The sequence below is a fragment of the Streptomyces sp. NPDC028314 genome (assembly GCF_055565795.1).
The window spans coordinates 141,735-166,676 of the sequence record NZ_JBVHTP010000006.1 but is presented as its reverse complement, the minus strand read 5'-3'; the positions used below and the strand labels follow the sequence as shown (position 1 = coordinate 166,676).

Genomic DNA, 24,942 nt, shown 5'->3' with positions numbered 1-24,942 from the left:
GGTCCTGGCACATGCGTGCTCTGGCACGGCATCCTTGCGCATATGCGGCTTGAATGGGCCGCGGCAGCTGGTATGCGAGGGATGGAGGTGCGGATGGCCGGCATCGTGATCGGGCCCGCCGTGACCGGGGCCGGGACGCCCGGAACCGCCGGGGCGGCGGAACCGGAGCCCGCGCGGCCGGGAACGGCCGCGGCGGAGCCGACCGGACTCGGGCCGACGGGCCTCGCGGCGGCCGGGGTCCAGGAAGCCGGGGTCGAGGCCGGGCTCCGGGAAGCCGGGGCCGCGCTGGCCGCCGCCTTCGAAGCGGCCGGGCTGACCCTGCACCCGTGCCGACCCTGGGCCGGCGACCCCCTCCCCGCCACGCTCACCGGCGCCGAGGCGCTGATCCTGACGGCCGCCGTTCCCGAGGCCCTGCCCCTGGTCCGCGCGGCCCTGGCCGCGGAGGTGCCCGTACTGGCGCTGGGCGAGGGCTCGGCGCTGCTGGCCCGGGCCGCGGGAGGTGAGGTGCGGATGCCCTCGCCGGGCGGCCCGGCGGAGCTGCGGCTCACCCCGGCGGCCGCCGCGGACCCGCTGTTCGCGGGCGCGCGGGTGTCGGCGTACGCCCCCCGCGGGGAGAGCGGGGGCCTGCCGCCGACCACCGTGCCGCTGGCCGCCGACGAGCACGGGGTACGGGCCTTCCGCGTCGGCGGGAGCGCCTGGGGGCTGCCGTCCCCGCCGCCCGGCCGGGACGGCGCCGAGCTGCTGGACCGGTTCGCCGCGCTGGTGGCCGGGCGGGCCGAGCACACCGCCACCCGGGCCTTCTTCACCCCCCGCGCGGCGGCCTGGGAGGAGCGGTTCGCCTACCAGACCCCGGCGTACGAGGCCGCCGTGGCCCGGATGCGGCTGCGGCCCGGCCAGACCGCGCTCGACCTGGGCTGCGGCAGCGGCCGGGCCCTGTCGGCGCTGCGGGCCCTCGTGGGGGAGTCCGGGGCGGTGATCGGCGTGGACCTCACCCTCGCGATGCTCACCGCCGCCGCCCGGGTGGGCCGTGCGGGCCCGGCCGGGCTGGTGCTGGCGGACTGCGGCCGGCTGCCGTTCGCGCCCGGCACCGTGCACGGCATCTTCGCCGCCGGGCTGCTGGACCACCTGCCGGATCCGCGGACCGCGCTGCGCGAGTGGTCCCGGGTGGCGGCGCCGGGCGCCGAGCTGCTGCTGTTCCACCCCTCGGGGCGGGCCGAACGCGCCGCCCGGCACGGCCGCGCCGTCAGCCCCGACGACCCGCTGGCCGAGCCGAACCTCGGGCCGGCCCTGCGGGATACGGGCTGGCAGCTGGCCGAATACGAGGGCGCCGCCTCCCACTTCCTCGCCCGCGCGGAACGGGCGCAACGGGTGCAACGGGCGGAACCCGCGCAACCGGCGGCCGCGCTCCGAGCGGGCCCGCTCAGAGCCAGCCGTTGCGCCGGAAGCCCCGGTGGATCACGAAGCAGGCGAGCGCCATGACGCCGACCACGAGCGGGTACCCGTAGGTCCAGTGCAGCTCGGGCATGTTGTCGAAGTTCATGCCGTAGATCCCGCAGACCATCGTCGGTACGGCGACGATCGCCGCCCAGGCCGTGATCTTGCGCATGTCCTCGTTCTGGGCGACGGTCACCTGCGCGAGATGGGCCTGGAGGACGGAGTCGAGGAGTCCGTCGTAGGCGTTGATCTGCTCGGTGGCCCGGGTGAGGTGGTCGGCCACGTCGCGGAAGTACGCCCGGATCTCCGGCGGGATGACCGGTATCGGCTGCGTGGCCAGCACCTGGAGCGGCCGGTCGAGCGGCGCCACCGCCCGGCGCAGTTCGAGGAGTTCGCGCTTGAGCTGGTAGATGCGGCCCGCGTCGCCGCGGCCGCCGTGCTCGCTGAAGACGGCGGTCTCGACGGCGTCCATGTCGTTCTGCACGGCGTCGGTGACGGCGACGTAGTCGTCGACCACGTGGTCGGCCATGGCGTGCAGTACGGCCCCCGGCCCCTTGGCCAGCTGCTCCGGCTCCGCCTCCAAGGCCTCGCGGACCGGTCCGAGGGTGCCCCGGCCGCCGTGCCGGATGGTGATGACGAAGTCCTCGCCGGCGAAGGCCATCAGCTCGCCCGTCTCCACGACCTCGCTGGTCGCCGTCAGTTCCTCGTGCTCGACGTAGCGGACGGTCTTGAAGACCGCGAAGAGGGTGTCGTCGTAGCGCTCCACCTTGGGGCGCTGATGGGCGTTGACGGCGTCCTCGACGGCGAGCGGGTGCAGGCCGAACAGTGCGGCGAGCCCGGTGAGTTCCTCCTGAGTCGGCTCGTGCAGGCCGATCCAGACGAAGCTGTCGCCGCTCTTGCGGACCCGCCGCAGCGCCTCCTCGACCTCGCCGCAGCCGTCCTGGCGTACGCCTTCGCGGTAGACCACGCAGTTGACCACGGCGCTGCCGAGCGGGGAGCGGGCCGGGTGGCTGAGATCGACGGCCCGCCGGTAGCCGCGGCGAACGGCCCGGCGCAGGTTGCTGAACATGGACAACGATGTACTCCCCTTCGGCGGATCAGCGGCCAGTCTGCCACCGCGTCCCCACCGGCCTCGCCGTCAGCCCCGGTCGACGAACACGCTCGTCGACTTCACCCGCGCGACGGCCCGCGCCCCGACCTCCAGGCCCAGCTCCTCCACCGCCTCCCGCGTCAGCAGCGAGACGACCCGGTGCGGCCCGGCCTGGATCTCGACCTGCGCGTCGACCGTGCCCAGCTTCACCGCGGTGACGATGCCCGGGAAGGCGTTGCGCGCCGAGGTGTACGGGGCTTCCTCGCCCTCACCGCCCTCCTGGGCCGCCTCGACGCAGAACGCCGCCAGGTCCGGGCCGTCGACCATCCGGCGCGCCCCCTCCCGCCGGGTCGGGAACCGTTCGGCGTCCGCCCAGCGGCGTGCCGTGTCGACGCTCACTCCAAGCAGCCGCGCCGCCTGACCGATCGTGTAGGACTCCATCCGCGTAGCGTAGGGCGTCCGCGGTTCAGCCCGTCGCGGGCAGCAGGGCCTCCGCCGCGGCCTGGGCGACCGCCTCCGCGACCGCGGCCAGTGCGGGCGAGTCCAGCTTCCACTGCTGCCAGTACAGCGGCACGTCCATCGGCCGCCGCGGCGCCAGCAGCACCAGCTCCCCGGTCCGCAGCAGGGGTTCGGCCTGCGGTTCGGGCACCAGACCCCAGCCCAGCCCGGCGGCCACGGCGTCGCGGAACCCCTCCGAGGTCGGCACGTGGTGCCGGACGCGACCGGCACCGATGCGGATCCCGCCGTCCTCGCCGGCACCCGCGCCCGCTCCCGCGCCCGCACCTCCGCCCGGCGCCAGGGCCCGTACGAACCTGTCCTGGAGCTCGTCCCGGCGGTCGAAGACGATCACCGGCGCCTCGCGCAGATCCCGCTCCGGAGCCCCGCCCAGGTACCGGGCGACGAAGCCGGGGTTCGCCACCGGGAGGTACCGCGCGAGCCCCAGCGCCCGCACCGTGCACCCCGCCACCGGGTCGGGCGAGGAGGTGACCGCCGCCATCACCTGCCCCTCCCGCAGCAGCGCCGTCGTGTGCCCCTCGTCCTCGCGGTACAGCTCGAAGCAGACCGGCGGTTCCTGCGGCACCCTCGTCAGCGCCGGCAGGAACCACGTGGCGAGCGAGTCGGCGTTCACCGCCATCGGCACCCGCACCGGCCCCTGCCCGTCGCCCGCGCCCATGCCCAGCTCGGCGCGCGCGTCGCGCTCCAGCCGGGCCAGCTGCCGGGCGAACCTGATCACCACCTGCCCGGACTCCGTGGCCCGCACGGGCTTGGTCCGCATCAGCAGCACGCGGCCGGTGCGCTGCTCCAGCGCCTTGACCCGCTGGCTGACGGCCGACGGGGTCACGTGCAGGGCGGCCGCCGCCGCGTCGAAGGTGCCCTCGTCGACCACGGCGAGCAGGGTCCGTACCTGTTCCAGGGGAAGCTCATCCATCACAAGCGCTAAGGGTACGTAAAAATCTTTAGCTGTACTGAACCGACACACGTGCCTACGGTCGGACTTATGACACACGGCATCACCACAGCGGCCCTCGCGGGCTTCGGCACCGGCCTCTCCCTCATCGTCGCGATCGGCGCGCAGAACGCGTTCGTGCTGCGCCAAGGCGCGCGCCGCCAGTCCGTCCTGCCGGTGGTCGCCATCTGCGCGGTGTCCGACGCACTGCTCATCGCGCTCGGCGTGGCGGGCGTCGGCGCCTTCGTCACCGCCTGGCCGGCCGCGCTGACCGTGGTCGGGATCGCCGGCGGCACCTTCCTGATCTGCTACGGAGCCCTCGCGGCGCGCCGGGTGCTGCGCCCCGCCCCGGGCGCCGCCCTCACCACCCAGGGCGCCACGCCCGGTTCCGCCCGCCGGGCGGTGCTCACCTGCCTGGCCATGACCTGGCTCAACCCGCACGTCTACCTGGACACCGTCCTGCTGGTGGGCTCCCTGGCCGCCGACCGGGGCGACCTGCGCTGGGCCTTCGGCATCGGCGCGGGCCTGGCCAGCCTGGCCTGGTTCGGCACCCTCGGCTACGGAGCCCGGCTGCTCAGCGGCCTCCTGGCGCGCCCCGCGTCCTGGCGGGTCCTGGACGGCCTGGTCGCCGCGACCATGGTCACCATGGGCGGGCTCCTCCTGGCCCGGGCCTGACCCCGGCGGCGTTCCCGGCCGCCGCGTTCCCCCGCGAAGTGGGTACGGATACCTCCCACCGCCCCCTTTTTCCCGTCCGCGTCCGCAGGAGCCACCGGTGCCCGACCGCCCCACCCCCGCAGAGGACCGCGCCTACCGCGCCGCCCGGCCCGCCCCGCTCGTCGCCGCCACCGGGATCGTGCTGGACGGGCGCGGGCGGGTCCTCGTAGTGACCACCGCGTGCACGAGCGACCCGGAGCTGCCCGGGGGCGCCGTCCGGGACACCGAGACTCCGGAGGAGGGCCTGGCCCGCGAGCTGAGGGAGGCGCTCGGCCTCGGCGTCCCGGTCGGCCGGCTGCTGGCCGTCGACTCCTGGCCACCGGGCCCGCTCGGACGCTCCCTGGTGGCACACGTCCACCTCGTCGGGCCGCTCGCTCCCGCGCAGGTCGCCGCGATCTCCTTGGCGGCCGGCGAGGTCGTGCAGGCCCACTGGCTCACGCCCGGCGAGGCCTACGGGCGGCTCCCCGCCCGGATCGCCCCGCGGCTGCGCGCCGGCCTGGCGGCGCTGCACTCCGGCTCGTTCGCCCACCTCGTCGGCGGCGTCCCGCAGCCCGGCTCCCCCGCCGCCCTCGACCCGGCGCACCGCGCCGCCCTGGAGCACGCAGGCGCCTTCGACGCCGCCGACCACCTCGCCGCCCGCCCCAAGGCCCTCACCGCCGCGAACGTGCTCTTCACCGACCGGGCCGGCGGGGTGCTGCTGGTCCAGCCCGGGTACGGCGAACCGGGCCGCTGGCTCCTGCCCGGCGGCGGCGTCGACAGCGACACGGGGGAAACGCCCCGCGCCGCCGCCGCGCGCGAGGTCCGCGAGGAGATCGGGCTCGACCGCTCCCCCGGCCGCCTCCTGGCCGTCAACTGGGCCCACCGCCCCGGCCGTCCGGCCCGGGTCCGCTTCCTCTACGCGGGCGGAGTGCTCGACGCCCCCGACCTCGCCCGGATCCGGCTGGAGCCCACCGAACTGCTCCGCTGGCGCACCGCCCCGCGCAAGAAGCTGCGCGGCCTGGTCAAACCCCTCCTGCGCCGGCAGATCGAGGCCTGCCTGACCGCCCTCGCGGAAGGCACCGGCCCGCTGGAACTCCACGCCGGCCGCCCCTATGAGGAACCCTTGGCCGAAGGTTGATCCCTCATCCCTTGCCGGCGCCCCGCCAGATCTCCTCGATGGTCCCGAACGCGGTCAGCAACCCGGGATCTCGCACCACCGGCCGCAGCACGTCGACATCGCCGGCGCGCAGTCGCAGTAGGCCGGCCGGCTCCAGGGAGCACAGCAGCGGCTCGGCGTGCTCGGCGAGCCAGCCCGTCTGCCCCAGCTCGCGGGCCAGCCTGAGCAGGCCGATCACCGTCTGCGGTGCTCGCTCGGCGGGCGGCGTGCTCTCCAGGAGCGCGAGGCCCTCTGCCAGCACCGCGTGCCCCGGCCCCCGGCCCGCCACCTCCCAGACCTGGCTGGTTCCGGCCTCCCTGAGCATCTGCGCCAAACGGTCCTGCGGTCCGGGGAACAGCGCCGCGTACCGGCGCAGGTGACCCACCACGGCGTCGCTCTCGGGGTCGTCCAGGCCAACTCGCCCCAGCTCACCGGTCACGTACCGCTCCAGCACGGGCCACAGCGACGCCCACCGTGTGCTCCCGCCCGTACTCCCGCCTGCGGAACCGAACCGGAGCAGTTCGACCAGGAGGTCGCGGACCACACCCGCCGGAAGCCGTCCGGCGTCCTGGACGAGGTGTCGTACGAGCACGTCCGCGACGGGCGGGCGGTCCTCGTCGGGCAGATTGCGCAGCACCTCCAGGACGTCCAGGTAGCGGGCGGCGGCCTGCCCCGGCCGTCCCGTGTCAGGGCAGAGCAGCGCTATGAGCACGTGTGCCCCGGAGACGGCCCGCTGCTCCTCGTCGACGCGGTAGGTGCGCAAAGTGCCCGGCAAGGACCGCAGCAGGGGCACCAGGGCGTGCAGCAACTGTTCCACGTCGGTGTCCCAGAGCAGGGAGAGCCGCCGGGTCAGGTCGGCGGCGTCCACCTCCCTGGCATCGTGGTACGCGGCGGGGCCCAGCACCGCGTGCCGAAGGGTCCAGGCCAGATCGTGCGCGGTCTCGGCCGGGGCGGTCGCGGTCGAGGGGGCGCGCAGGGTGACCCACAGGTCCACGGCGCCGTCAGGATCCGGGCCGGATGAGCGCCGCTCGACGGACACCTTGCGGGCGAACAACTCCCACGACGCCTCGCCGAACTGGGAACGCCAGAACTGGGCGCAGCGCCACCAGCCGTCGACGGGAGCCGCACTCCCCAGGAACTCGGAGGCACGCACGCCGTCCTCGGCCAGGAGCGAAAGCAGCAGCAGGTTCGCACCGTAGGTCGCGTCCCGCTCGGTACGGCTGAGCGCGACCGGGCGGTACGGCAGCAGTTCCGGTTCTTCGCCGCCCCGGTCACGGCGCTGGAACAGGGTGCGCAGCAGCGCCTGCACGCCGTCGTCCCGGTGTGACCCGCCCGGTCCGGACAGTTCCCTGATGTTGTCGAGGACCTCGGCCCGGTCAGTCAGCGGAACGTACGACAACAGCGCATAGAGCAGGTCGTCGTCGGTGCGCGCCACCGCGGCCCGCCTCGTCCCTGCGAGGACCCATCGCACCTCGTCGCAGATCATCCGAGCCACCAGGTACTCGCCGAACGTCGCGTGCAGGAACTCGTACGAGCGCAGGCGCTCCTCCGCGACCACGGCCTGGGCCTCGTGCACGAAGAAGAACCGTCCGAAGAGCAGCGTGGAACCACTCTCGCCGAGCAGCACGTCGAGGTCCCGGTCCGCCTCCTCCGCCGTCAGGCTCTGGCTGCGGCGGTTGAACATGCCGATCGCGATCGCACCCAGCCGTCCGAGCTCCTTGTCCACGGCCTCGGCCTCCTCGGCGGGCGGCAGGAGGCCCTGGTGTTTGACGACCTGGCGGCGGACGAACTCCGTGAGCAGCCGCTCGTACAGGTCCACGCGGCGGATGTCACGGGTTCCCAGCCGGCGCAGCGGGTTCCCGACCGCGTCGTACAGGGCGAGCATCAGCAGGAGCAGGGAATGGCGCGCCAGCTCGCGGTGCGGGCGTACGGCCTCCCAGGTGAGCGGCTCGATGCCGTGTGCGGTGAAGTAGCGCCGGTTCGTGGCCTCCCAGACTTCGAGCCACGCGATGATCCGCCCGTCGTCGAACGGCTCCAGCCGCAGGACGGTGCTGGCGGTCGGGGTGAGGACCTGGTCCGCGACCACGGTGCGGCTCGTCACCACGAAGACGACGGGGCGCCCCAGTTCGCTCTCCCGCTGCTGGAGTTGTTCGATGCTCTTCAGGTACCTCCACTGCCGGCTCATGTCCAGCCGGCCCGCACCCGCCTGGATCAGCTCGTCGAACCCGTCGAGCAGAACGACCCGGACCACGTCACCGGTGCCGTGTGCGGTGTCCGGCCAGGATGTCCGGCGGCCGGTCGAGCGGAACAGCGCTTCCTCGAGCTGCTCCTGGACATCGAGCTCGGCGGGAACGTGGCGGAGTTCGACATGGAGACAGGAGAATTCCGCCTCCGGCAGTCTGGCGGCGATCAACCTGGTGAGCAGCGATTTGCCGGAGCCGGGATGGCCGAGCACGAGCAACGGCGCCTGTGTCGCCTGGTGGCTGAGCAGATGGGCGGCCAAGAACCCCGCGATGTCCTCCCTGAGGGGCTGGCGTTCCCACCAGTCGTCGGCGGAGAGCTGCCAGTCGGCCGACCGCCCGGACACCCGGAACGCCGGGTTCACGTAGCCGGCGGCCAGGGAGGGGATCGTCGGCCCCGATCCCTCGGCCGGGGCGATCGGCGCCCGCAGCCGCTCCCGCTGCTGCCGGGTGACCAGGTCGCCGTTCGCGAACTCCCTTAACAAGTCGCCCAGTTCGATGAGGCCCACCCGGTCGGGGGTGGCGCGCTGCCGCCCCTGCTCCTGGTCGGGGTCGTACGTCTCGGAGGTGAGACGAAGCTCCGGGCACTCCCAGGTGACCGGGGCGAGCAGGGCCTCGTAGCGGCGCTGCGCCAGCTTCGCGAGCTCCTCGGGCGGGGCACCGGTGAAGCCGCCCGAGCTCATGATGTCCGCCGATGCGGCGTAGGCGCTGGCTATCTCCGCACGGAGTTCCGTCGTGTCGCGGGCGCGCGCCGAGCCGAGCACGACCCTTCCGAGCTCTTCCAGGACCTGCGTGGTGCAGCCCGAGTACGGCACCCCCGTGTCGTCGGCGGCCACAGCCCGGGCGGACCCGAGCCGGGCGACCGCATCGCAGAAGGCGCTCACGAGGAGTACGACGTCCGCCGCGCAGAGCAGGGCCGTCCTCGCGGTACCCCGGCAGGACCGGACGCGGGCTCCGAACCCGTCGAACAACCCCCTTAGGTGCACGGTCACCCCGCCCGCGAGGTCCAACGGCTCCAGGACCTCCCCGTCCAGACCGTCGAAGCCCGATCGACCGCCCGCGAGGACCTCGACGGCGGAGCTGAAGTCGAACGTGACGGCTTCCACCGGCGTCGCGACGGGCAGCAGGCCCTGGGAGTACCGCGGCGGGCGGCGGCGCCGCGCCTGTGCCGTGTCCTCCAGCTCGGCCAGGCGGGTACGCCACCATGCCGGGTCCAGGACCAGGCCGGGCGGCGGGTGGGCGCCGACGCTCTCACGGCAGTGGTTCAGGATCGGCAGGATCTCGTCCAGCTGGGGAGGCCTGGCCCGCCGTCCGTTCAAGAGCGCGGAGACCGCCGCGTCGCTGCGGTGCAGCACCCGGGCGATTTCGGATTGCGAGACGCCGCACCCGCGCACGGTACGGCGCAGCGTGGCACAGAAGTCCGCCACGGCGCCCGTCGCATCCCCCACCAGGACCCCCCGCTTTCAGTTCCTTTCGGGACCACCGGCGCCAGCGTATGGCGTGGCCTGCGACGACACCCCCCGTCTTCGGATTTCTTCAGCGGCCGGGCTCCCCGCACCCGGTCGGCCACAGACTCGGACCACCGGCCGCACCGGCGGTCGCTTCTCGAAAGGAACGCCCCATGCACTGGTTTCCCATGAACCCGGTCGCGCTGCTCACCCTGGTGTTCACGGCCTTGTTCGCGGGGGTCGTCCTTCCGGCGGTGTGGTCCTCGCGCCCCGCCCGTCGTCAGGCGGCGGCATCGGTGCTGGCCCAGGTTCTGGGCAGCCTGCGGCGCCGCCCGTGACACGGGCCGGCACCGCTGCGAAGCGGCCCGGAACGTGGAGGAACGCGGGCGGTTCCTCCTGGACACGTTCGGCAGCCAGGAGTGGCTGTGGGACACCCCTGACGAGCTCCGGTTCGACCCGGCCGGCCGGGAACTGGTCGGCGCCGAGTTCCAGATGCCCGGTGAGGCCGCCGACGCCGAGGACTGCGCCCGCGTTCCCGCCACACCCCCCGTCCGCCCGGGCGGCGTTCGCGCGGACGAGGCTCGGGACTTCCGCCTGGAGGTGACCACGGAGCTGTGCCGCGCCCCCGGGGACTCCGTACTCACCTGCCTGCGCGACCTCGACGTCCTCGACGAGCCGCTGGAAGCCCGCGTCGGCATCGCCCCCGACGTGGCGCTCCTCGTCCAGCACGGCACCGTCGTCGGCTGGAGCCTCACCGATCCCGCGCGGTACCTGACGAGCGGCTTCGCCGCCCCCGACCCGGCGCCCCCCGTCCCGGCCACCCGGCGCCTGCTCACCGCGTGCCTGGACATCATCACCACGCCGCTCTTCGACGAGGTGCGCCGCCGGGACCCGGCCGCCCTGGCCCGACTCCGCACGCTCGACCACGAGCTACGGAACCAGCGCGAGGACCGCCACCGGGCCGACGCCCTGGCCGCGCTGATCACCAACCTGGTGGAGGACTACGGGAACGGGTGAGCCCCGAAAACGATCAAGGGGCCGTTTCAGATTGCTCTGAAACGGCCCCTGATCTGCGACTACGAGGCGAACCTCTAGTCGGGACGACAGGATTTGAACCTGCGACCCCTTGACCCCCAGTCAAGTGCGCTACCAAGCTGCGCCACGTCCCGATGCCCGCTGACCTGGGGGTTTCCCCTGGTTGAACTGGCACGAGAACAATACCGCACTTCGCGGGGTGGTCGCGCGCACCTTTCCCCGACGGCGCGACTTGACGGACGGCGCGACCGGCGCTTGACCTCAAGCGGGCTTGAGGTTGCACGGTTGATGCATGACACAGGCAACCGCGGACACGGGGTTCCGCTACGAGGATCTGAGCCGGCTCATCGGCCTCATGACCGGGGCCGAGAAGCACGGGCCCGCCGCCACCTCCACGCTCGACGTGCTGTGGGTGCTGTACGACCGGGTGCTGCGGGTGGGGCCCGGGAACGCCGAGGCCCCGGAGCGGGACCGGTTCCTGCTCTCCAAGGGACACGGGCCCATGGCCTACTACGCCGTGCTCGCGGCCAAGGGGTTCTTCCCCGTCGAGTGGCTGAGCGGCTTCGGTGCGTACGACTCCCCCCTCGGGCACCACCCGGACCGCACCCTCGTCCCGGGTGTGGAGATCAGCAGCGGCTCGCTCGGACACGGCCTGCCCCTGGCCGTCGGCAGCGCGCTCGGACTGCGGGCGCGGGGCCTGGCCGACCCGGCGGTGTGGGTGCTGATCGGGGACGCCGAGCTCGACGAAGGAAGCAACCACGAGGCACTCGCCCACGCGGGCTCGGCCGGGCTCGAGCGGCTCCACACCGTGGTGATCGACAACGACTCCGCGACCCACGGCTGGCCGGGCGGGATCGCCTCCCGCTTCGAGGCGGCCGGCTGGTCGGCGGTCACCGTGGACGGCCGGGACCACGCGGCCCTGCACGCCGCTTTCACCGCGCCGCACCCGGGCAGGCCGCACGCCGTCGTGGCCCGCGTCGAGAAGAAGTTCTGACGTAGTTCGAAGTGGTCCTGAAGAAGCCGGGCACCACGCACACCAAGGGGTAGGGAAGACATGGACACCATGCGGGAGCGGTTCATCTCGGTCACGTCGCGGCTGCTCGACGAGGACCCCCGGCTGGCACTCGTGCTCGCCGAGATCACCATGGACGGGTTCCGCCCCGCCCAGGAGCGCCACCCGGAGCGGATCATCAACGTCGGGATCCGCGAACAGCTGCTCATCGGTGTCGGCGGCGGCCTGGCCCTCACCGGGCTGCGTCCGATCATGCACACCTTCGCCAGCTTCCTCGTGGAGCGGCCGTTCGAGCAGATCAAGCTGGACTTCGGGCACCAGGGCACCGGCGGCGTGCTGGTCAGCGCGAACGCCAGCTACGACTGGCCGGCGGGCGGCTTCACCCACATGTCCCCCGGTGACGTGGCGCTCATGGACACCCTCGAAGGCTGGACCGTGCACGTGCCCGGCCACCCGGACGAGGCCGAGGACCTGCTGCGCGAGGCCTACGCCGCCGGCGACGACAAGGTGTACGTCCGGCTCTCCGTGCAGTCGAACACACGGCCGCACCCCTTCCGGGGCCTGGGCCTGCGGACCGTACGGGAGGGACGCGCGAGCGTGGTGCTCGCGGTGGGGCCGCTGCTGGACAACGTCCTCGCCGCGACCGAGGGCATGGACGTGACCGTGCTGTACGCGACCACCGTCCGCCCCTTCGACGACGCGGCCCTGCGCGCGGCCGTGGGCCCGGGCGCCGCCGATGTCGTCCTCGTCGAACCCTACCTGGCCGGCACCTCCACGGCCGCCGCGAACGACGCCCTCGGCGACGTCCCCCACCGCGTGCTGGGCCTCGGCGTCTCCCGGGCCGAACTCCGCCACTACGGCACCATGGAGGAACACACCGCCGCCCACGGCCTGGACCCCGCCTCCCTACGGGAGCGGATCGGCGCCTTCCTGCGCCCCCTCGCCTGAGCCGCCGAGCTCCGGATGCGCCGCGGCCAGGCGTCGGGGGGCCGCCTGGAGCCAGGCGTCGGTGAGGATCGAGCGGAGTTCGGCCGTGTCCTCGACCGCCGCCAGCCGGACCCGCAGCCAGGCGTAGTTGTCGTCGTGGCCCGGGCGGACGAAGAACTTCTCCGGCTCCGCCGCGATCAGCCCGGCCCGGTCCTCCTTGGGACACTTCACCCCGATCGAGGCGTCGTCGTCGGCCAGCGTGGCAAAGATCCTGCCGGTCTTCCCGCCCGCCCGGAAGGTCGGCATGCCCCAGGCCGGTCTCTCGCTGCTGTCCGGGAGCGACAGGGCGATCGCCCGGACGTCCTGCGCGGTCACGGCCATCTCCACGGCTCCTCTCCAGCCACCGGTGAACCCTCGCCCCCGACCGTAGACCCGGCCACTGACAACCGCCCGCGCGCCGCCTCAGCCCCGTCGGTCCCCCTCTAGCCCCGCCGGTCCTCCCTCTCCCGCAGCAGCACGGTCAGCTCCGCGGCCAGCTCCTTCAGCGTCGTCAGCCCCTCCAGTCCCCAACGCCGCGGTGCCCGGTCCACCGCGCACACCGTCCCCAGCACGACCCCCTGCCGGTCCGTCAGCGGGGCCCCCAGATAGGACCGGACGCCGCTCCCGTCCACGACCGCGTTGCCCGCGAAGCGCGCGAAGTCCCGTACGTCCTCCAGCACCAGCGCCCGGCGCCGTACGACCACGTGCGGGCAGTAGCCGTGGTCCCGCGGCAGCGCCCGCGCCGGGTAGCCGCTCGGCGGGGCGTCGGGACCGTGGTGCAGGCCGGCGAAGAACTGCCGCTCCTCGCCCACGAAGTTGACCCCCGCGTAGGGCGCGTCCAGGGTCTGCGCGACCCGGCGCGCGAACACGTCCAGTTCCGCGTCCGCCCGTTCGCCGAGACCCAGCTCGCGCAGCCGGACGGTGCGCGCGGGCGCCTCCCGGTCCACCGGGGTGAGGAGCAGGTGGCCGGTCGATTCGTAGTAGGTCATGGCGTTTCCCCCGTATCCGAAGACGTGACTGAGCCGACCGGGCGGCCGGGACTCGCCGAGCGCGCCGGTCGCACCGGTCCGAGCCGGTCGGCCGATCCGGCCGTGAAGAGCAGGTGGTGGACGAGCGCGGCCAGGGTTCCCGTCCCGGAGCTGGTCAGCCGGGCGTCGCACCGCACGACGGGCACGTCCGGCCCGAGCCCCACCGCCTCCCGGACCTCCCCGGCCGTATAGCGGTGGCCGTCGTCGAACTCGTTGACGGCGACGATGAAGCCGATCCCGCGCCGCTCGAAGAAGTCCACGGCGGGGAAGCAGTCGGCCAGCCGACGCGTGTCGGCCAGTACCACCGCGCCCAGCGCCCCCGTGCACAGCTCGTCCCACAGGAACCAGAAGCGCTGCTGCCCCGGCGTGCCGAAGAGGTACAGGACGTGCCCCTGGTCCAGGGTGATCCGCCCGAAGTCGAGCGCGACGGTCGTCGCCGTTTTCGCCTCCACCCCCTCCAGCGGGTCAGCGGGCTCGCCGACCCCGCTCAGCAGTTCCTCCGTGCACAGCGGCTCGATCTCGCTGACCGCCCCCACGAAGGTGGTCTTGCCCGCCCCGAACCCGCCCGCGACCAGGATCTTCAGCGTCGCGGGCAGGGTCCGGGCGTCACAGGCGTCGGCGTAGACCATCGAGCACCGCCCGCAGCAGGGTCAGGTCGTCGGCCGCCATGGAATCACCGCCCAGGAAACGGGGCGCCTGCACCGTGACGGCCCCGTGTTCCACCAGATCGGCCAGCAGCACCTTCACCACCACCGCCGGCAGCCGCAGCTGCCCGGCCACCTCGGCGACCGACACCGCCGCCGCGCCCGCGCACACGCGGAGCGCGAGGGTGTGCTCGGTGCCCAGCGGCGCACGCGGGCGTACGCCGGTCGCCGTCACCAGCGAAAGCAGGTCGAGTGCGACGGCCGCCCGGGTCCTCCCGCCGCTGGCGGTGTACGGGCGCATCACCCGCCCCGCGGTGTCGTCCAGCCATGGTGTGTCCCTCCCCGTTCCGGATCCGTACGCCCCCCTCGCTCGGGCCCTCATCGCTCCGCATCGGCGACGGGCCGTCGCGGCGGGGCCGCGAGGTACGGACGTACGCTCTTCACCAGCATCGCCATCTCGTAGCCGAGCACCCCGGCGTCGGCCTCCCGGTCCGCCAGCACGGCCAGACAGGTGCCGGAGCCGGCCGCCGAGACGAAGACGAGCGCCGTGTCCAGCTCGACCACCACCTGGCGGACCCCCGCGCCGTCCCCGAACCGGGAACCGGCGCTGCGCCCGAGGGAGTAGAGCCCGCAGGCCAGCGCCGCCATGTGGTCGGCGCTGTCGGCGTCCATGCCGTGCATGCACGTCACGAGCCCGTCCGCCGTGAGCAGCACCGCGCTGCGCGTGTACGGCACTCGCTGGACGAGGCCGCTGAGCAGCCAGTCGAGATCGGAGAGCCGGCCTGTCTTCGTCGCCACTTCGCCGCCCATGAGGGTGCGCTCCTTGCTGGGATGAGGGGTGGGGAGGGGGATGGGGGTCGGGGTCGGCGTCATGCCTGGTGCTCCGACTGGGCGAGGCCGAAGCCCCGTTGGAAGGCCGCCATCAGGCCGGGGTCGTGCACGGGCTGGTCGGCTTCCGACGCGTGCCGCGGGGCAGGGGCCTCGCGCAGTTCGTCGGCGAGGTGCTGCTGCGCCCGGCGCCGGGGCAGCGGCGGCCGGTCCGCGTCCTCCCGGGCGGCGGGGACGAACACCGGGCCGGGCCCGGGCTCGGACACCGGGCCGTACACCCCGGGCTCGACCACCGGGCCGTACACCGGCGCGGGCTCGGGAACATCCACCGGTTCGGGGACATGTACCGGCTCGGAGACGACCACCGGCTCGGAGACGACCACCGGCTCCGGCACCGGTGCGGGCCCCGCCGGCCGCGCCGCCGCTTCCGTACGAGCGTCCGTGCCCGGCACGGAATCCGCCCAGGCGGGCACGGTCGGACTCCCGCCCGCCGGCTCCGGCCGCCACGACGGCGACGGCGACGGCGACGGCGACGGCACGAACCGCACGGGCTCCAGCGGCGGCATCGCGCCCGCCTCACCGGGCCCCCACGAGGCGGTCCGCGAACCCGTCGGCACGTCGGCCGCGTTCGGCGCCTCCGCGCCCAGCAGCTCCTGCGGCAGGACGAGCACGGCGAGCACCCCGCCGTAGATGTTGGACTTGAGCTCGACGGCGATCCCGTGCCGCCGGGCCAGCGCCGAGACCACGAACAGGCCGATCCGGCCGTCCTCCAGCAGATGCCGGACGCTGATCTGGTCGGGATCGCCGAGCAGGGCGTTCATCCGGTGCTGTTCCCCGGGCGGCATGCCGAGCCCCCGGTCCTCCACCTCGACCGCGATGCCGGCCGTGACCCGCTCGGCGCGCACCACTACGTCGGTGTCGGGGGCGGAGAAGACGGTGGCGTTCTCGATGAGTTCGGCCAGCAGGTGCACGACGTCGGCGACGGCGTGGCCGCGTACGGTGCCGCCCGCCGGGGGCACCACCTTGACCCGCGTGTACTGCTCGACCTCCGCGACCGAGGACCGCAGGACCTCGCTCAGGTCGATGGGCCGGGTCCACTGGCGCCGGGAGGCGGCTCCGCCGAGCACGGCGAGGTTCTCGGCGTGCCGGCGGATCCGGGTGGCGAGGTGGTCGACGTGGAAGAGCTCCCTGAGCAGGTCGGGGTCCTCGACGGTGTCTTCCAGCTCGTCGAGCAGCGAGATCTCGCGGTGCACCAGGGACTGGAGCCGGCGCGCCAGGTTGACGAACACCTCGACCTTGCGCTCGCTGTCGGACGGGGGGAGCGGTCCGGCCAGCCGGACGAGGGTGGTGTACGCCTGTTCCCGGGCGCCGCGCAGCTCCTGGGACAGCAGCCAGAACTCGTCCACCCCGGCCGGGTCGGTTCCGGGCGGCGGCCCGCTCGGGCCGCCGCGCACGGGCCGGCCCGGGGCCTCGCCCCGCTCCAGCCGGTCGGCGGCGGTGCGCAGCTCCTGGCGGCCCCGCACACTGGACCGGCGCAGGGCCTCGCAGCGGTCGCGGACGGACTTCGCCGCGCGCTGGGCGCCGAGCAGGGCGGCGGCCAGCGCGCCGATCACGAGCAGGGCGCAGCCGGTGAGCACCGGCCAGAGCCGGGCGTCCCGCTCGCCGGCGCCTCCGCCGAGCTGGAGGGTGAAGATCACCGCGGCGGCGCCGCTCAGTGCGGCGGCGAGCGTGGGCAGCAGGGCGGCGCGGACCAGCTGGGGGCGTATCTGCCGGACGGGACCGGTGACGGCGTGTCTCGACGGGGAGTGGCGGGCGGCGCGGAGTCCGGACATCGGCGTCCTCGGTACGTGGGGCCCGGGCCCCCGGCACTGCCAAGGCCCGGTGTTGATCACCGGATACCCACGCTAGACCGCACGCTCCCGCCCCGGACGGGCAGTTGGGGAACTTCGCCGGGGTGCTTCCCGCTTCCGATGGAGCGCTCGTACGGGAGCCCGAATGCGCGGGGAGCGCGTACGCCAGGGCAGCACGCGGCGTACGCCGTCCGGGCGCGCGCCCGCGCCCCCGCCACACCCCGGAGCCGCCCCCGCCACACCCCGGAGCCGCCTCCGCCACACCCCGGAGCCGCCCCGCCGGACGGCGGGCCCGGGCCGAGGGCGCCGGGCCGGACGACGGCCGGTTGTCAGTCCCCCTTGCTAGCGTCACGCACGCCTTGAGTCCGAAGAGGGAGAGGGAGACGCTGATGAGCGGAAACGACGTGCGGAGGTTAGGGGTCCGCATCTACGACCGGTGGACGGCGATGTGGAACGGCGATGTGCACCTCGCCGAAGAGATCATGGCTCCGGAATTCACCCTGCGCTATGCCCAGGCGGGTACGGAGGCGTTCGACGATGCCCGTACTCCGCAGCAGCTCGCCGACATCATCGCGGCCTGGCACAAGAGCCACCGCGGCCTCCGTTTCGCGGCGGAGGGTACGGCGGTGGTGGACCTGATACCGGCCGGCGGCGTACCGACCGGCTTGGTGGCCCGTCCCTATGCAGCGAGCTTCACGGCCGAGGACGGCCGGACCGTCGCCAGGAGCGGGACCGACACCCTCAGGGTCTCCGGCGGCCTGATCAGCGAGGTCTGGTCGGTTTCCTCCGGTGTCGGCGGTCGGACCTTCTACCGGTAGACCCCTCCCGCGACTTCGGATGGCGCGCAGGAGTACGCGCGATCCGCGGTCACGGTCGAGGTCACGGTCGCAGTCGCGGTCACGGTCGCAGTCGCAGTCGCAGTCCTACGAGCCGACCGCCGCCTCCGGCTCCTCCTGTCCGGCCGGGGCCCGGGCGGGCCGCGGGGACGCCGCCGGCGCGGCTGCGCTGCGCGGGGCGGAAGCCGGTTCGGCGGCGACGAAGGGCCGCCACCACGGCTGGGCCGGGGTGTCGGCGGCGCCCGGCTCGAACGGCTGGCCCGGTACCGGCAGGGCGACGGCGGCCCCGGCTCCCTCGGCCGCGGCCACGGTGCCCTCGCCCGGCTCGTCCCACGGATGCAGGGCCAGGTTGAAGGTGCCCCAGTGGATCGGCAGCATCGTGCCGTGCGGAATGCCGCCCTGGAGGTCGAGGTGGGCGCGCATGCCCTCCTCCGGGGTCATGTGGATGTCGCTCCAGTATTCGGAGTAGGCGCCGATCTGGATCATCGTGGCGTCGAAGGGACCGTGCGCGGCGCCGATCTCCTTGAAGCCGGGGAAGTAGCCGGTGTCCCCGCTGTGGTAGATCCGGTGCGCCTCGCCCTCGACGACCCAGGAGGCCCACAGGGTGAACTGCTGGTTGCGCAGGCCCCGGCCGCAGAAGTGGCGGGCGGGGGTGGCCGTCAGCGACAGCCCGGCGACCTCGGTGCTCTCGTTCCAGTCCAGCTCGCGGATCCGGCCGGCCGGCACGCCCCAGCGCTCCAGGTGCGCGCCGACTCCCAGCGGGACGGCGAAGACGGTGTCCGTACCGGCCAGGGCCTTGATGGTCGGGAGGTCGAGGTGGTCGTAGTGGTCGTGGGAGATCACCACGACGTCCACATCACCCAGCGAGGCCAGCGGTACGGGCACGGGGTGCAGCCGCTTGGGGCCGGCGAAGGGGAAGGGAGAGCAGCGCTCTCCCCACACCGGATCGAAGAGCACCCGGCGGCCGTCGATCTCCGCGAGCACGCTGGAGTGGCCCATCCAGGTCAGGCGCAGACCGCTGACCGGCGGCTTGGCCAGCTCGGCGAGGGTGGTCGGGTACACCGGGATCGGGCCGGCCGGGCTGCGCCGGACCCGCTGCTCCTTGTGGAAGTAGATCTTGGCGAACTCCACCATCGACCCGGAGGGCCTGGTGCGGGCGCCGACCGGGTTCTGGAAGACGCCGTCGGCGAAGTTCGGCGAGCGGCGGATCCGCTCCATCCGGGCGCCGGACGGGTCCGCGCCGAAGGCTTCGGGCCGCAGGGCGCGCAGCCGGGGACGCAGGGGACGGGAGCCGGTCAAGGCGCCTCCTGGGAGGATGGGGGCAGGACGGTCGTACGTCTACGACCATCCCAACGCACACCACCCCCGAAGGATTCCGCTTCCGGCCACCGATCCGCCCGGCGTGTCGCCCCCGACGTGTCGCCGCCCGGCCCCCCGGCCCGGCGCGCCGTGCGGCCTACAGCGGCATCAGGTCGGGCCGCTTCGCCTCGACGTGGTCCCCGGAGGACTCCCCGCGCAGCCGCCGCCCGATCCACGGGACCAGGTGTTCGCGGGCCCACTGGATGTTGTCCCGGGTCACGTCCACGGATCCGCGCGGACGCTCCGGCGGCCACGGCTGGTCCGGGTCGGTCGGCACGTCCAGGCCGAGCACCTGCGCGGCGCGCAGCGCGACCCGGGTGTGCCCCTCGGGCGAGAGGTGCAGCCGGTCGCCGTCCCAGGCGCGGCGGTCCTGTACGGACTTCAGCGACCAGAGGTCGAGCACCGGGCAGCCGTACCGGTCGGCGATGGCGCGCACGTGTGCGCTGTACGTGGCCACCTTGCCCCGGAGGTGCTTGAGGACCGGCACGCCCCGGGTGTCGAACCCCGTGGTGATCATGACCAGGCCGACGGCGCCGGCGAGGTCGGCCACGGCCGCCTCGAACCGCTCCGCCACGTCGTCCGGGTCGCTGCCGGGCCGGATGATGTCGTTGCCACCCGCGCAGAAGGTGACCAGGTCAGGTGCGAGGGCCTTGGCCCTGGGTACCTGCTCGGCCACGATCTGGTCGAGGAGCTTCCCCCGCACCGCCAGGTTCGCGTACCGGAAATCGTGTTCCGCCCGCTGATCGGCCAGGAGTACGGCCAGCCGGTCCGCCCAGCCGAGGTACGAATCCCCGGGTCCCGGGTCCCCTACGCCCTCGGTGAAGCTGTCCCCGATCGCCGCGTACGAGCCGATGGTCTTGAGTGTCGTCGTCGTCGCTGCCACAGCACCACATCCTTCACCCCCGTACGCAACCTACGCCAACGTAATGAGGGGTTGACGGACCGTGATCTATCCCACCATGCACATGCGGAATAAGGAACGCGTGAGGCCGGGACCCCCCTCGGGTCCCGGCCTCACGCGTGTCCCCGCTCCTGCGGGCGGTGCGTCAGATGCTGACGCCCTTCGAGCGCAGGTAGCTCAGCGGGCTGATGTCCGAGCCGTACGACGGGCCCGTGCGGATCTCGAAGTGGAGGTGCGGGCCGGTCACGTTGCCGGTGGCGCCGGAGAGCCCGATGCGCTGTCCGCCGGTGACGCTCTGGCCGACCGAGACGGAGAGCTGGGACAGGTGGCCGTACTGCGAGTACTTGCCGTCCGCGTGCCGGATCACGACCTCGTTGCCGTACGCGCCGCCCCAGCCGGCGGAGACCACGGTGCCCGCGCCGACGGCCTTGACGGTGGTGCCGGTGCTCGCGATGAAGTCGACACCGGTGTGGTAACCGGAAGACCACATGGCGCCGGCGGTCTTGTACTGGGTGGAGATCCCGCCGCTGACCGGGGCCACGAATCCGGTGCCCGTGGAGGCGCCCCCGGAGGTCTTGCCGCTCTGCTGCTGCGAGCCGCCGGACGTCCCCGCGGCGGAGTCGCCACCGGAGCCCGCCTCGGAGGAACCCTGATCGGCGCTGGAGGAACGCTCGGCCGGCTTCGGGGCGGTACGGGCCTTCTTGGCGGGAGCGGGAGCGGGGGCGGGAGCCGGGGCGGACTCGGCGGGCGCGGGCCGCGTCGGCGCGGCCTCGCCCGGCGCGCCCAGGGTCAGCTTCAGGCCCGGGTGGATCAGGGAGGGGTCGGTGCCGACGGCGTCGCGGTTGTCGGCGTACAGCTGCTCCCAGCCGCCGGACAGGTGGCGCTCGGCGGCGATCTTCGAGAGGTAGTCGCCCGGCACGACCGTGTAGAGGGTCGGGGCGGCCTGCGCGGCGGCGGGCGCCGCCTGGAGGGAAGCCGGAGGCTGCGCCGCCTGCGGGACCGAAGCGGCGGGGGCGACGGCCGGGGCCGCGGCCGGAGCGGCGGCGTGGGCTCCCGCGGCACCCATCAGCGGCAGGGCGAGCGCCGCGCCTCCGGTGCCCGCGACGGCGAACCCGCGGGATATCGAACGGGACTTCGGACGGCGGTGCTTACCCTTTGCAGGCATGGCGAATTCCTCTCCGTCGCCTGCGAGGTGAGCTGTCGGGTTCGGACTGGAGATGTCCGGCCGTACCTCGGCGTCGGCCTCGACGACGGGTGTACGGCTTCACCCCGAGCCGTCCGGAGACATGATCCGGAACGGCGGCTTACCTGGTTCCCCCGCTCCTGCCGCGCGCGTGAATAGTCGGGTGCGGTTCCCGGGCGGCGGCAGGATTAGGCGGTCCACCCGGATCGATCGCGAAGGTAATCCAGTACGGCCGCACACAACAAGCCGCGAATTCCCTGACGGAATCGCAGGCATGAGGGATCGACGGAATTCCCGTCACCCTCCGTCCATTCCGGACCAGCAACAACCGCCGCCACAGGGCAATTCGTCTTTCGCGATCAGGCACGCACGGTCACCGTATGATCTGGCTCACGGGGCCTGGCGCGATCTCGCCTCCCTTTATGGCAAGTTGTTCCCAAGCAGTGCAATTCGGACACGCCACGACGACACGGAGGAGCCCCCTTGACCCAGCAGATACCCCAGACCCCGTCAGCGGCGCCCGAACTGTCCGGTGTGCGCAACTTCCGTGACGTGGGCGGGCTGCCGACCGCCGACGGACGGAGGGTCAGGTCAGGACGACTCTTCCGAAGCGGACATCTGGCACATGCCACCGAAACCGATGCAGAGTTCCTCGGATCGCTCGGCCTCCACACCGTCTTCGACTTCCGCAACGATGCCGATCACGCACTGGAGGGCCCGGATGTGGAACTGCCCGGTGTCCGGAACCTGAACATTCCGCTCTCGGATCCGGCCGACGGCCGGGAGTTCTGGAAAATGGTCCGCGACGGCGATCTCGGCCAACTGCGCACCCTCCTGGGCGACGGGAAGGCCGCCACCCGGATGGCGAACTCGTACCGCGTGATCATCCGGGAGCGGACCTCCGAGCACAGCCGGGTCGTGCACGCCCTCGCCGAGGACAGCGTCCCGGCCCTGATGCACTGCGCGGCCGGCAAGGACCGGGCCGGCCTGTCGGTCGCCGTGACCCTCCTCGCCCTGGGCGTGGAGCGCGAGGCGATCGTCGCCGACTACCTGGAGTCCAACGCCCCGCACAACCGGTACCGGGTACGCCGCGGCAGCGACGCGCCCGAGGCCCGCTCCCCCGAGGTGATGGAACTGCTCGCCCCGCTCTTCGACGCCCGCGCCGACTACCTCGTCGCGGCCTTCGAAACGATCGACGAGACCTGGGGCGGGGTGGAGCCCTACCTGGCGGAGGGCCTCGGGCTGACGCCCGAGACCCTCGACCGGCTGCGGAACCGGCTCCTCGCCTAGGGCCGTCTCCTTCGGATCCTGCCCGGAGCAGGCCGTCAGCGGTTGCCGACGGCCTGCTTCACGAGGGTCCTGCCGAAGTCCCACATCAGCGCGCCCCCGCCGTGCGCCTCGTCCATGACCTCGCGGAAGGCGCCCACGAACCGGTCGACGTCCCGCTCGTCCACGATCAGCGGCGGAATGAGCTTGATGACCTCCAGGTGGTCACCGGAGACCTGCGTGAGGATCCGGTGCTTCTGGAGCAGCGGCACCACGACCATCTGCGCGAAGAGCCCCTTGCGGGCGGCCTGGAGCATGGTCCACCGGCTGCGGAGCCCGAGCGAGGACGGCCGGCCGAACTCGATGCCGATCATCAGCCCGCGGCCCCGCACCTCGTGCAGCAGCTCGTACTCGTCGACCAGGGCGGCGAGCCGCCCGCGCAGCAGGTCGCCCATCGCGCGGGCGTTGGCCACCACCCCTTCGTCGTCCATCACCGAGAGGACCGCGAGGCCGGCCGCCATGGCCTGCGCGTTGGAACCGAAGCTCGCGGAGTGCACCAGCACCCGGTCCATCGACGAGTAGACCTTCTTGAAGATCCAGTCCTTGCCCAGGGTGGCGCCGACGGGCACGTAGCCCCCGGAGAGTGCCTTGGCCACGCACACCAGGTCCGGCTCCACGCCGGGTTCGTTCTGGTACGCGTAGAAGTCGCCGGTACGTCCGAGGCCGGTCTGCACCTCGTCCGCGATCAGCAGCGCCTTGTGCCGGCGCAGCAGCTCCTGCGCTGCGAGCAGGAACCCCGGCGGGGCGGCGAGGACGCCCTTGCCCTGGATCGGCTCGACCACGAAGGCGGCCACGTCACCGCGCCGCAGCTCCCGCTCCAGGGCGGCCAGGTCGCCGAGCGCGATCTTCGTGTCGGGCAGCAGCGGGGCGAAGCCGTCCCGGAAGCCGCCTTCCCCGTTGACCGAGAGGGAGCCGGTGGTGAGCCCGTGGAAGGCGTGGTCGCAGTAGAGGACCCTGGGGCGCCCGGTGGCGTACCGGGCGAACTTCAGGGCCGTCTCCACTGCCTCGGTGCCGCTGTTGCCGAAGAAGACCCGGTCCAGGTGGGGGCTGTACGACAGCAGCTTCTCGGCCAGCAGCCCGGGCAGCGGCTGGCAGTCGAAGCGGGTGAGGTCGGCGAGCTGGGCGTCGAGGACGTCGTGCAGGGCGCGCCGGACCACCGGGTGGTGCCGGCCCAGGCCCATCACTCCGAACCCGGCGAGCATGTCGAGGTAGTCGTTGCCCTCGGCGTCCCAGAAGTGGGCCCCTTCGGCCCGCTCGTAGACCTTGTCGAAGCCGATGGTGTGCAGCATCCGCGGCAGCTGGTGGTTGAGGTGGCGGGCGTGCAGCTCGTACCGCTCCCCGCCGCGTTCGGCCAGCAGGGCGCCGAGGTCGAAGCCCTTGCCGCGGCCGCGCCCGTCCGCCTCCCCCGCCCGGCCCTCGTGGCCGGCGCTCACGCCGACGCGTCCCGGTTGCCGCCGATCGTCTCCCGGGCCGCGCGCAGGGACTCCTTGAGCGAGCCCATGGTGGCGAGGACGGCGGTGGGCTCGTAGCCGCAGTGCGCCATGCAGTTCGCGCAGCGCGGGTCCTTCCCGCGGCCGTACTTGCTCCAGTCGGTGTCGTTGATCAGTTCCCGGTACGTGGGCACGTACCCGTCGCTCATCAGATAGCAGGGGCGCTGCCAGCCGAAGAGGGAGTAATTCGGAATGGCCCAGGCGGTGCAGGGGAAATCCGCCTTGCCCTCCAGGAAGTCCAGGAAGAGCGGGGAGTGGTTGAGCCGCCAGCGCCGCCGGTTGCCGCCCGCGAAGGCCTTCTTGAAGAGTTCGCGAGTCTGTTCGACACCGAGGAAGTGTTCCTGGTCAGGTGCCTTTTCGTAGGCGTAGGCGGGCGAGATCATCATCTCGTCGACCTGGAGGTCGTCATTGAGGTAGTTCAGCACCTCGATGATCGTCTGGGGGGTGTCGGTGTTGAAGAAGGTGGAGTTCGTGGTGACCCGGAAACCGCGCCTCTTCGCCTCCTTGATGGCGGCCACGGCCTCGTCGAAGACGCCTTCCTTGGCCACGGACTCGTCGTGCCGTTCGCGCAGGCCGTCGATGTGCACGGCGAAGGCGAAGTACGGGGACGGGGTGAACTTCTCGATCTTCTTGCGGAGCAGCATCGCGTTGGTGCAGAGGAAGACGTATTTCCGCTTCGCCACCAGCTGGCGCACGATCTCGTCGATCTGCGGGTGCATCAAGGGCTCGCCACCCGCGATGGAGACCATGGGCGCCCCGGACTCCAGCACGGCCCCGACCGCCTGGGCGACCGGCATGCGCTGCTTGAGGACTCCGGCCGGGTGCTGGATCTTCCCGCACCCCTCGCAGGCCAGATTGCAGGCGTAGAGCGGCTCCAGCTCGACGATCAGCGGGAACTTCTCACGCTTGCGGAGCTTCTGTTCGAGAAGATAGGTCCCGACCCTGATGGACTGTCGCAACGGCATGGCCATCTGGC

The 24,942-nt window shown here is 73.1% G+C and carries 24 protein-coding genes, 1 tRNA gene and 1 riboswitch; of the genes, 9 read left to right on the top strand and 16 right to left on the bottom strand.

All coding sequences use genetic code 11. The annotated features are described in order from the left end of the window. Nucleotides 1–93: 93 nt before the first annotated feature. A complete protein-coding gene (locus ACZ4TG_RS16230) occupies nt 94–1,479 on the top strand; it encodes a methyltransferase domain-containing protein (protein ID WP_468163013.1) in 1,386 nt (461 codons plus the stop codon). On the opposite strand, the gene corA is transcribed toward ACZ4TG_RS16230, so the two are convergent. The 3 genes from corA to ACZ4TG_RS16215 form a co-directional block, all read right to left on the bottom strand. After that, on the bottom strand, nt 1,421–2,503 hold the full coding sequence (gene corA, locus ACZ4TG_RS16225) for a magnesium/cobalt transporter CorA (RefSeq protein WP_468163011.1): 1,083 nt from the start codon (nt 2,501–2,503) through the stop codon (nt 1,421–1,423). The genes ACZ4TG_RS16230 and corA overlap by 59 nt on opposite strands. A 69-nt stretch (nt 2,504–2,572) precedes the next feature. Beyond that, nucleotides 2,573–2,965 (bottom strand): TOBE domain-containing protein, encoded by a 393-nt coding sequence (locus ACZ4TG_RS16220; protein WP_468163009.1) that lies wholly within the window; start codon nt 2,963–2,965, stop codon nt 2,573–2,575. A gap of 25 nt (nt 2,966–2,990) precedes the next feature. Further along, on the bottom strand, nt 2,991–3,953 hold the full coding sequence (locus ACZ4TG_RS16215) for a LysR family transcriptional regulator ArgP (RefSeq protein ID WP_468163007.1): 963 nt from the start codon (nt 3,951–3,953) through the stop codon (nt 2,991–2,993). A gap of 69 nt (nt 3,954–4,022) precedes the next feature. Here ACZ4TG_RS16215 and ACZ4TG_RS16210 point away from each other — a divergent pair, with 69 nt between their 5' ends. Together ACZ4TG_RS16210 and ACZ4TG_RS16205 are read left to right on the top strand one after the other, a co-directional pair. After that, nucleotides 4,023–4,646 (top strand): LysE/ArgO family amino acid transporter, encoded by a 624-nt coding sequence (locus ACZ4TG_RS16210; RefSeq protein WP_468163005.1) that lies wholly within the window; start codon nt 4,023–4,025, stop codon nt 4,644–4,646. 97 nt (nt 4,647–4,743) lie between these two features. After that, nucleotides 4,744–5,802: an NUDIX domain-containing protein gene (locus ACZ4TG_RS16205; protein ID WP_468163003.1), complete on the top strand. Its 1,059-nt coding sequence runs from the start codon at nt 4,744–4,746 to the stop codon at nt 5,800–5,802. Nucleotides 5,803–5,806: 4 nt separating this feature from the next. Here the strand turns inward: ACZ4TG_RS16205 and ACZ4TG_RS16200 are convergent, their stop codons facing one another. After that, entirely contained in the window at nt 5,807–9,508 is a 3,702-nt protein-coding gene (locus tag ACZ4TG_RS16200; protein WP_468163001.1) for an NACHT domain-containing protein, read from the bottom strand. Nucleotides 9,509–9,681: 173 nt separating this feature from the next. Between ACZ4TG_RS16200 and ACZ4TG_RS16195 the strand changes: the two genes are divergently transcribed. Both ACZ4TG_RS16195 and ACZ4TG_RS16190 read left to right on the top strand, forming a co-directional pair. Then, nucleotides 9,682–9,846, top strand: a complete 165-nt coding sequence (locus tag ACZ4TG_RS16195; RefSeq protein ID WP_468162999.1) for a hypothetical protein — start codon at nt 9,682–9,684, stop codon at nt 9,844–9,846. A 34-nt stretch (nt 9,847–9,880) separates the two neighbouring features. Continuing rightward, nucleotides 9,881–10,525: a hypothetical protein gene (locus ACZ4TG_RS16190; RefSeq protein WP_468162997.1), complete on the top strand. Its 645-nt coding sequence runs from the start codon at nt 9,881–9,883 to the stop codon at nt 10,523–10,525. A gap of 78 nt (nt 10,526–10,603) precedes the next feature. Here ACZ4TG_RS16190 and ACZ4TG_RS16185 read toward each other — a convergent pair. Next, nucleotides 10,604–10,677 (bottom strand) — tRNA-Pro (locus tag ACZ4TG_RS16185). Between the two features lie 158 nt (nt 10,678–10,835). On the opposite strand from ACZ4TG_RS16185, the gene ACZ4TG_RS16180 reads away from it, so the two are divergent. Together ACZ4TG_RS16180 and ACZ4TG_RS16175 are read left to right on the top strand one after the other, a co-directional pair. Further along, nucleotides 10,836–11,537, top strand: coding sequence for a transketolase (locus ACZ4TG_RS16180; protein WP_468162995.1), 702 nt, complete (start codon nt 10,836–10,838; stop codon nt 11,535–11,537). Nucleotides 11,538–11,597: 60 nt separating this feature from the next. Continuing rightward, complete coding sequence (locus ACZ4TG_RS16175) at nt 11,598–12,503, top strand: transketolase family protein (protein ID WP_468162993.1); 906 nt, start codon at nt 11,598–11,600, stop codon at nt 12,501–12,503. Here the strand turns inward: ACZ4TG_RS16175 and ACZ4TG_RS16170 are convergent. The 6 genes from ACZ4TG_RS16170 to ACZ4TG_RS16145 form a co-directional block, all read right to left on the bottom strand. After that, nucleotides 12,462–12,863, bottom strand: coding sequence for an MmcQ/YjbR family DNA-binding protein (locus tag ACZ4TG_RS16170; RefSeq protein ID WP_468162991.1), 402 nt, complete (start codon nt 12,861–12,863; stop codon nt 12,462–12,464). The two genes, ACZ4TG_RS16175 and ACZ4TG_RS16170, sit on opposite strands and share 42 nt — an antisense overlap. Nucleotides 12,864–12,964: 101 nt before the next feature. After that, a complete protein-coding gene (locus tag ACZ4TG_RS16165; RefSeq protein ID WP_468162989.1) occupies nt 12,965–13,510 on the bottom strand; it encodes a GAF domain-containing protein in 546 nt (181 codons plus the stop codon). Then, nucleotides 13,507–14,178, bottom strand: coding sequence for a GTP-binding protein (locus tag ACZ4TG_RS16160; RefSeq protein WP_468162987.1), 672 nt, complete (start codon nt 14,176–14,178; stop codon nt 13,507–13,509). The genes ACZ4TG_RS16165 and ACZ4TG_RS16160 overlap by 4 nt, the downstream gene beginning before the upstream one ends. Beyond that, the gene (locus ACZ4TG_RS16155; RefSeq protein ID WP_468162985.1) at nt 14,156–14,494 is read right to left on the bottom strand and encodes a DUF742 domain-containing protein; all 339 of its coding nucleotides are present in this window, start codon (nt 14,492–14,494) and stop codon (nt 14,156–14,158) included. Before ACZ4TG_RS16155 ends, ACZ4TG_RS16160 begins: the two co-directional genes overlap by 23 nt. A 77-nt stretch (nt 14,495–14,571) precedes the next feature. Next, nucleotides 14,572–15,003: a roadblock/LC7 domain-containing protein gene (locus ACZ4TG_RS16150; protein WP_468163446.1), complete on the bottom strand. Its 432-nt coding sequence runs from the start codon at nt 15,001–15,003 to the stop codon at nt 14,572–14,574. Between the two features lie 59 nt (nt 15,004–15,062). Next, a complete protein-coding gene (locus ACZ4TG_RS16145) occupies nt 15,063–16,853 on the bottom strand; it encodes a sensor histidine kinase (RefSeq protein ID WP_468162983.1) in 1,791 nt (596 codons plus the stop codon). A 407-nt stretch (nt 16,854–17,260) separates the two neighbouring features. Here ACZ4TG_RS16145 and ACZ4TG_RS16140 point away from each other — a divergent pair, with 407 nt between their 5' ends. After that, the gene (locus tag ACZ4TG_RS16140) at nt 17,261–17,689 is read left to right on the top strand and encodes a nuclear transport factor 2 family protein (RefSeq protein WP_468162981.1); all 429 of its coding nucleotides are present in this window, start codon (nt 17,261–17,263) and stop codon (nt 17,687–17,689) included. A 105-nt stretch (nt 17,690–17,794) separates the two neighbouring features. On the opposite strand, the gene ACZ4TG_RS16135 is transcribed toward ACZ4TG_RS16140, so the two are convergent. The 3 genes from ACZ4TG_RS16135 to ACZ4TG_RS16125 form a co-directional block, all read right to left on the bottom strand. Continuing rightward, nucleotides 17,795–19,006, bottom strand: a complete 1,212-nt coding sequence (locus tag ACZ4TG_RS16135; RefSeq protein WP_468162979.1) for an MBL fold metallo-hydrolase — start codon at nt 19,004–19,006, stop codon at nt 17,795–17,797. Between the two features lie 157 nt (nt 19,007–19,163). Beyond that, the gene (locus ACZ4TG_RS16130; RefSeq protein WP_468162977.1) at nt 19,164–19,949 is read right to left on the bottom strand and encodes an SGNH/GDSL hydrolase family protein; all 786 of its coding nucleotides are present in this window, start codon (nt 19,947–19,949) and stop codon (nt 19,164–19,166) included. Nucleotides 19,950–20,112: 163 nt separating this feature from the next. Then, complete coding sequence (locus ACZ4TG_RS16125) at nt 20,113–21,132, bottom strand: M23 family metallopeptidase (protein ID WP_468162975.1); 1,020 nt, start codon at nt 21,130–21,132, stop codon at nt 20,113–20,115. Between the two features lie 4 nt (nt 21,133–21,136). Next, nucleotides 21,137–21,322, bottom strand: a riboswitch (cyclic di-AMP (ydaO/yuaA leader). A 311-nt stretch (nt 21,323–21,633) separates the two neighbouring features. Between ACZ4TG_RS16125 and ACZ4TG_RS16120 the strand changes: the two genes are divergently transcribed. After that, a complete protein-coding gene (locus tag ACZ4TG_RS16120; RefSeq protein ID WP_468162973.1) occupies nt 21,634–22,440 on the top strand; it encodes a tyrosine-protein phosphatase in 807 nt (268 codons plus the stop codon). Between the two features lie 35 nt (nt 22,441–22,475). On the opposite strand, the gene ACZ4TG_RS16115 is transcribed toward ACZ4TG_RS16120, so the two are convergent. Beyond that, complete coding sequence (locus ACZ4TG_RS16115; protein WP_468162971.1) at nt 22,476–23,909, bottom strand: aspartate aminotransferase family protein; 1,434 nt, start codon at nt 23,907–23,909, stop codon at nt 22,476–22,478. Then, nucleotides 23,906–24,937: an adenosyl-hopene transferase HpnH gene (hpnH, locus tag ACZ4TG_RS16110; protein WP_468162969.1), complete on the bottom strand. Its 1,032-nt coding sequence runs from the start codon at nt 24,935–24,937 to the stop codon at nt 23,906–23,908. The genes ACZ4TG_RS16115 and hpnH overlap by 4 nt, the downstream gene beginning before the upstream one ends. Between the last annotated feature and the right edge of the window lie 5 nt (nt 24,938–24,942).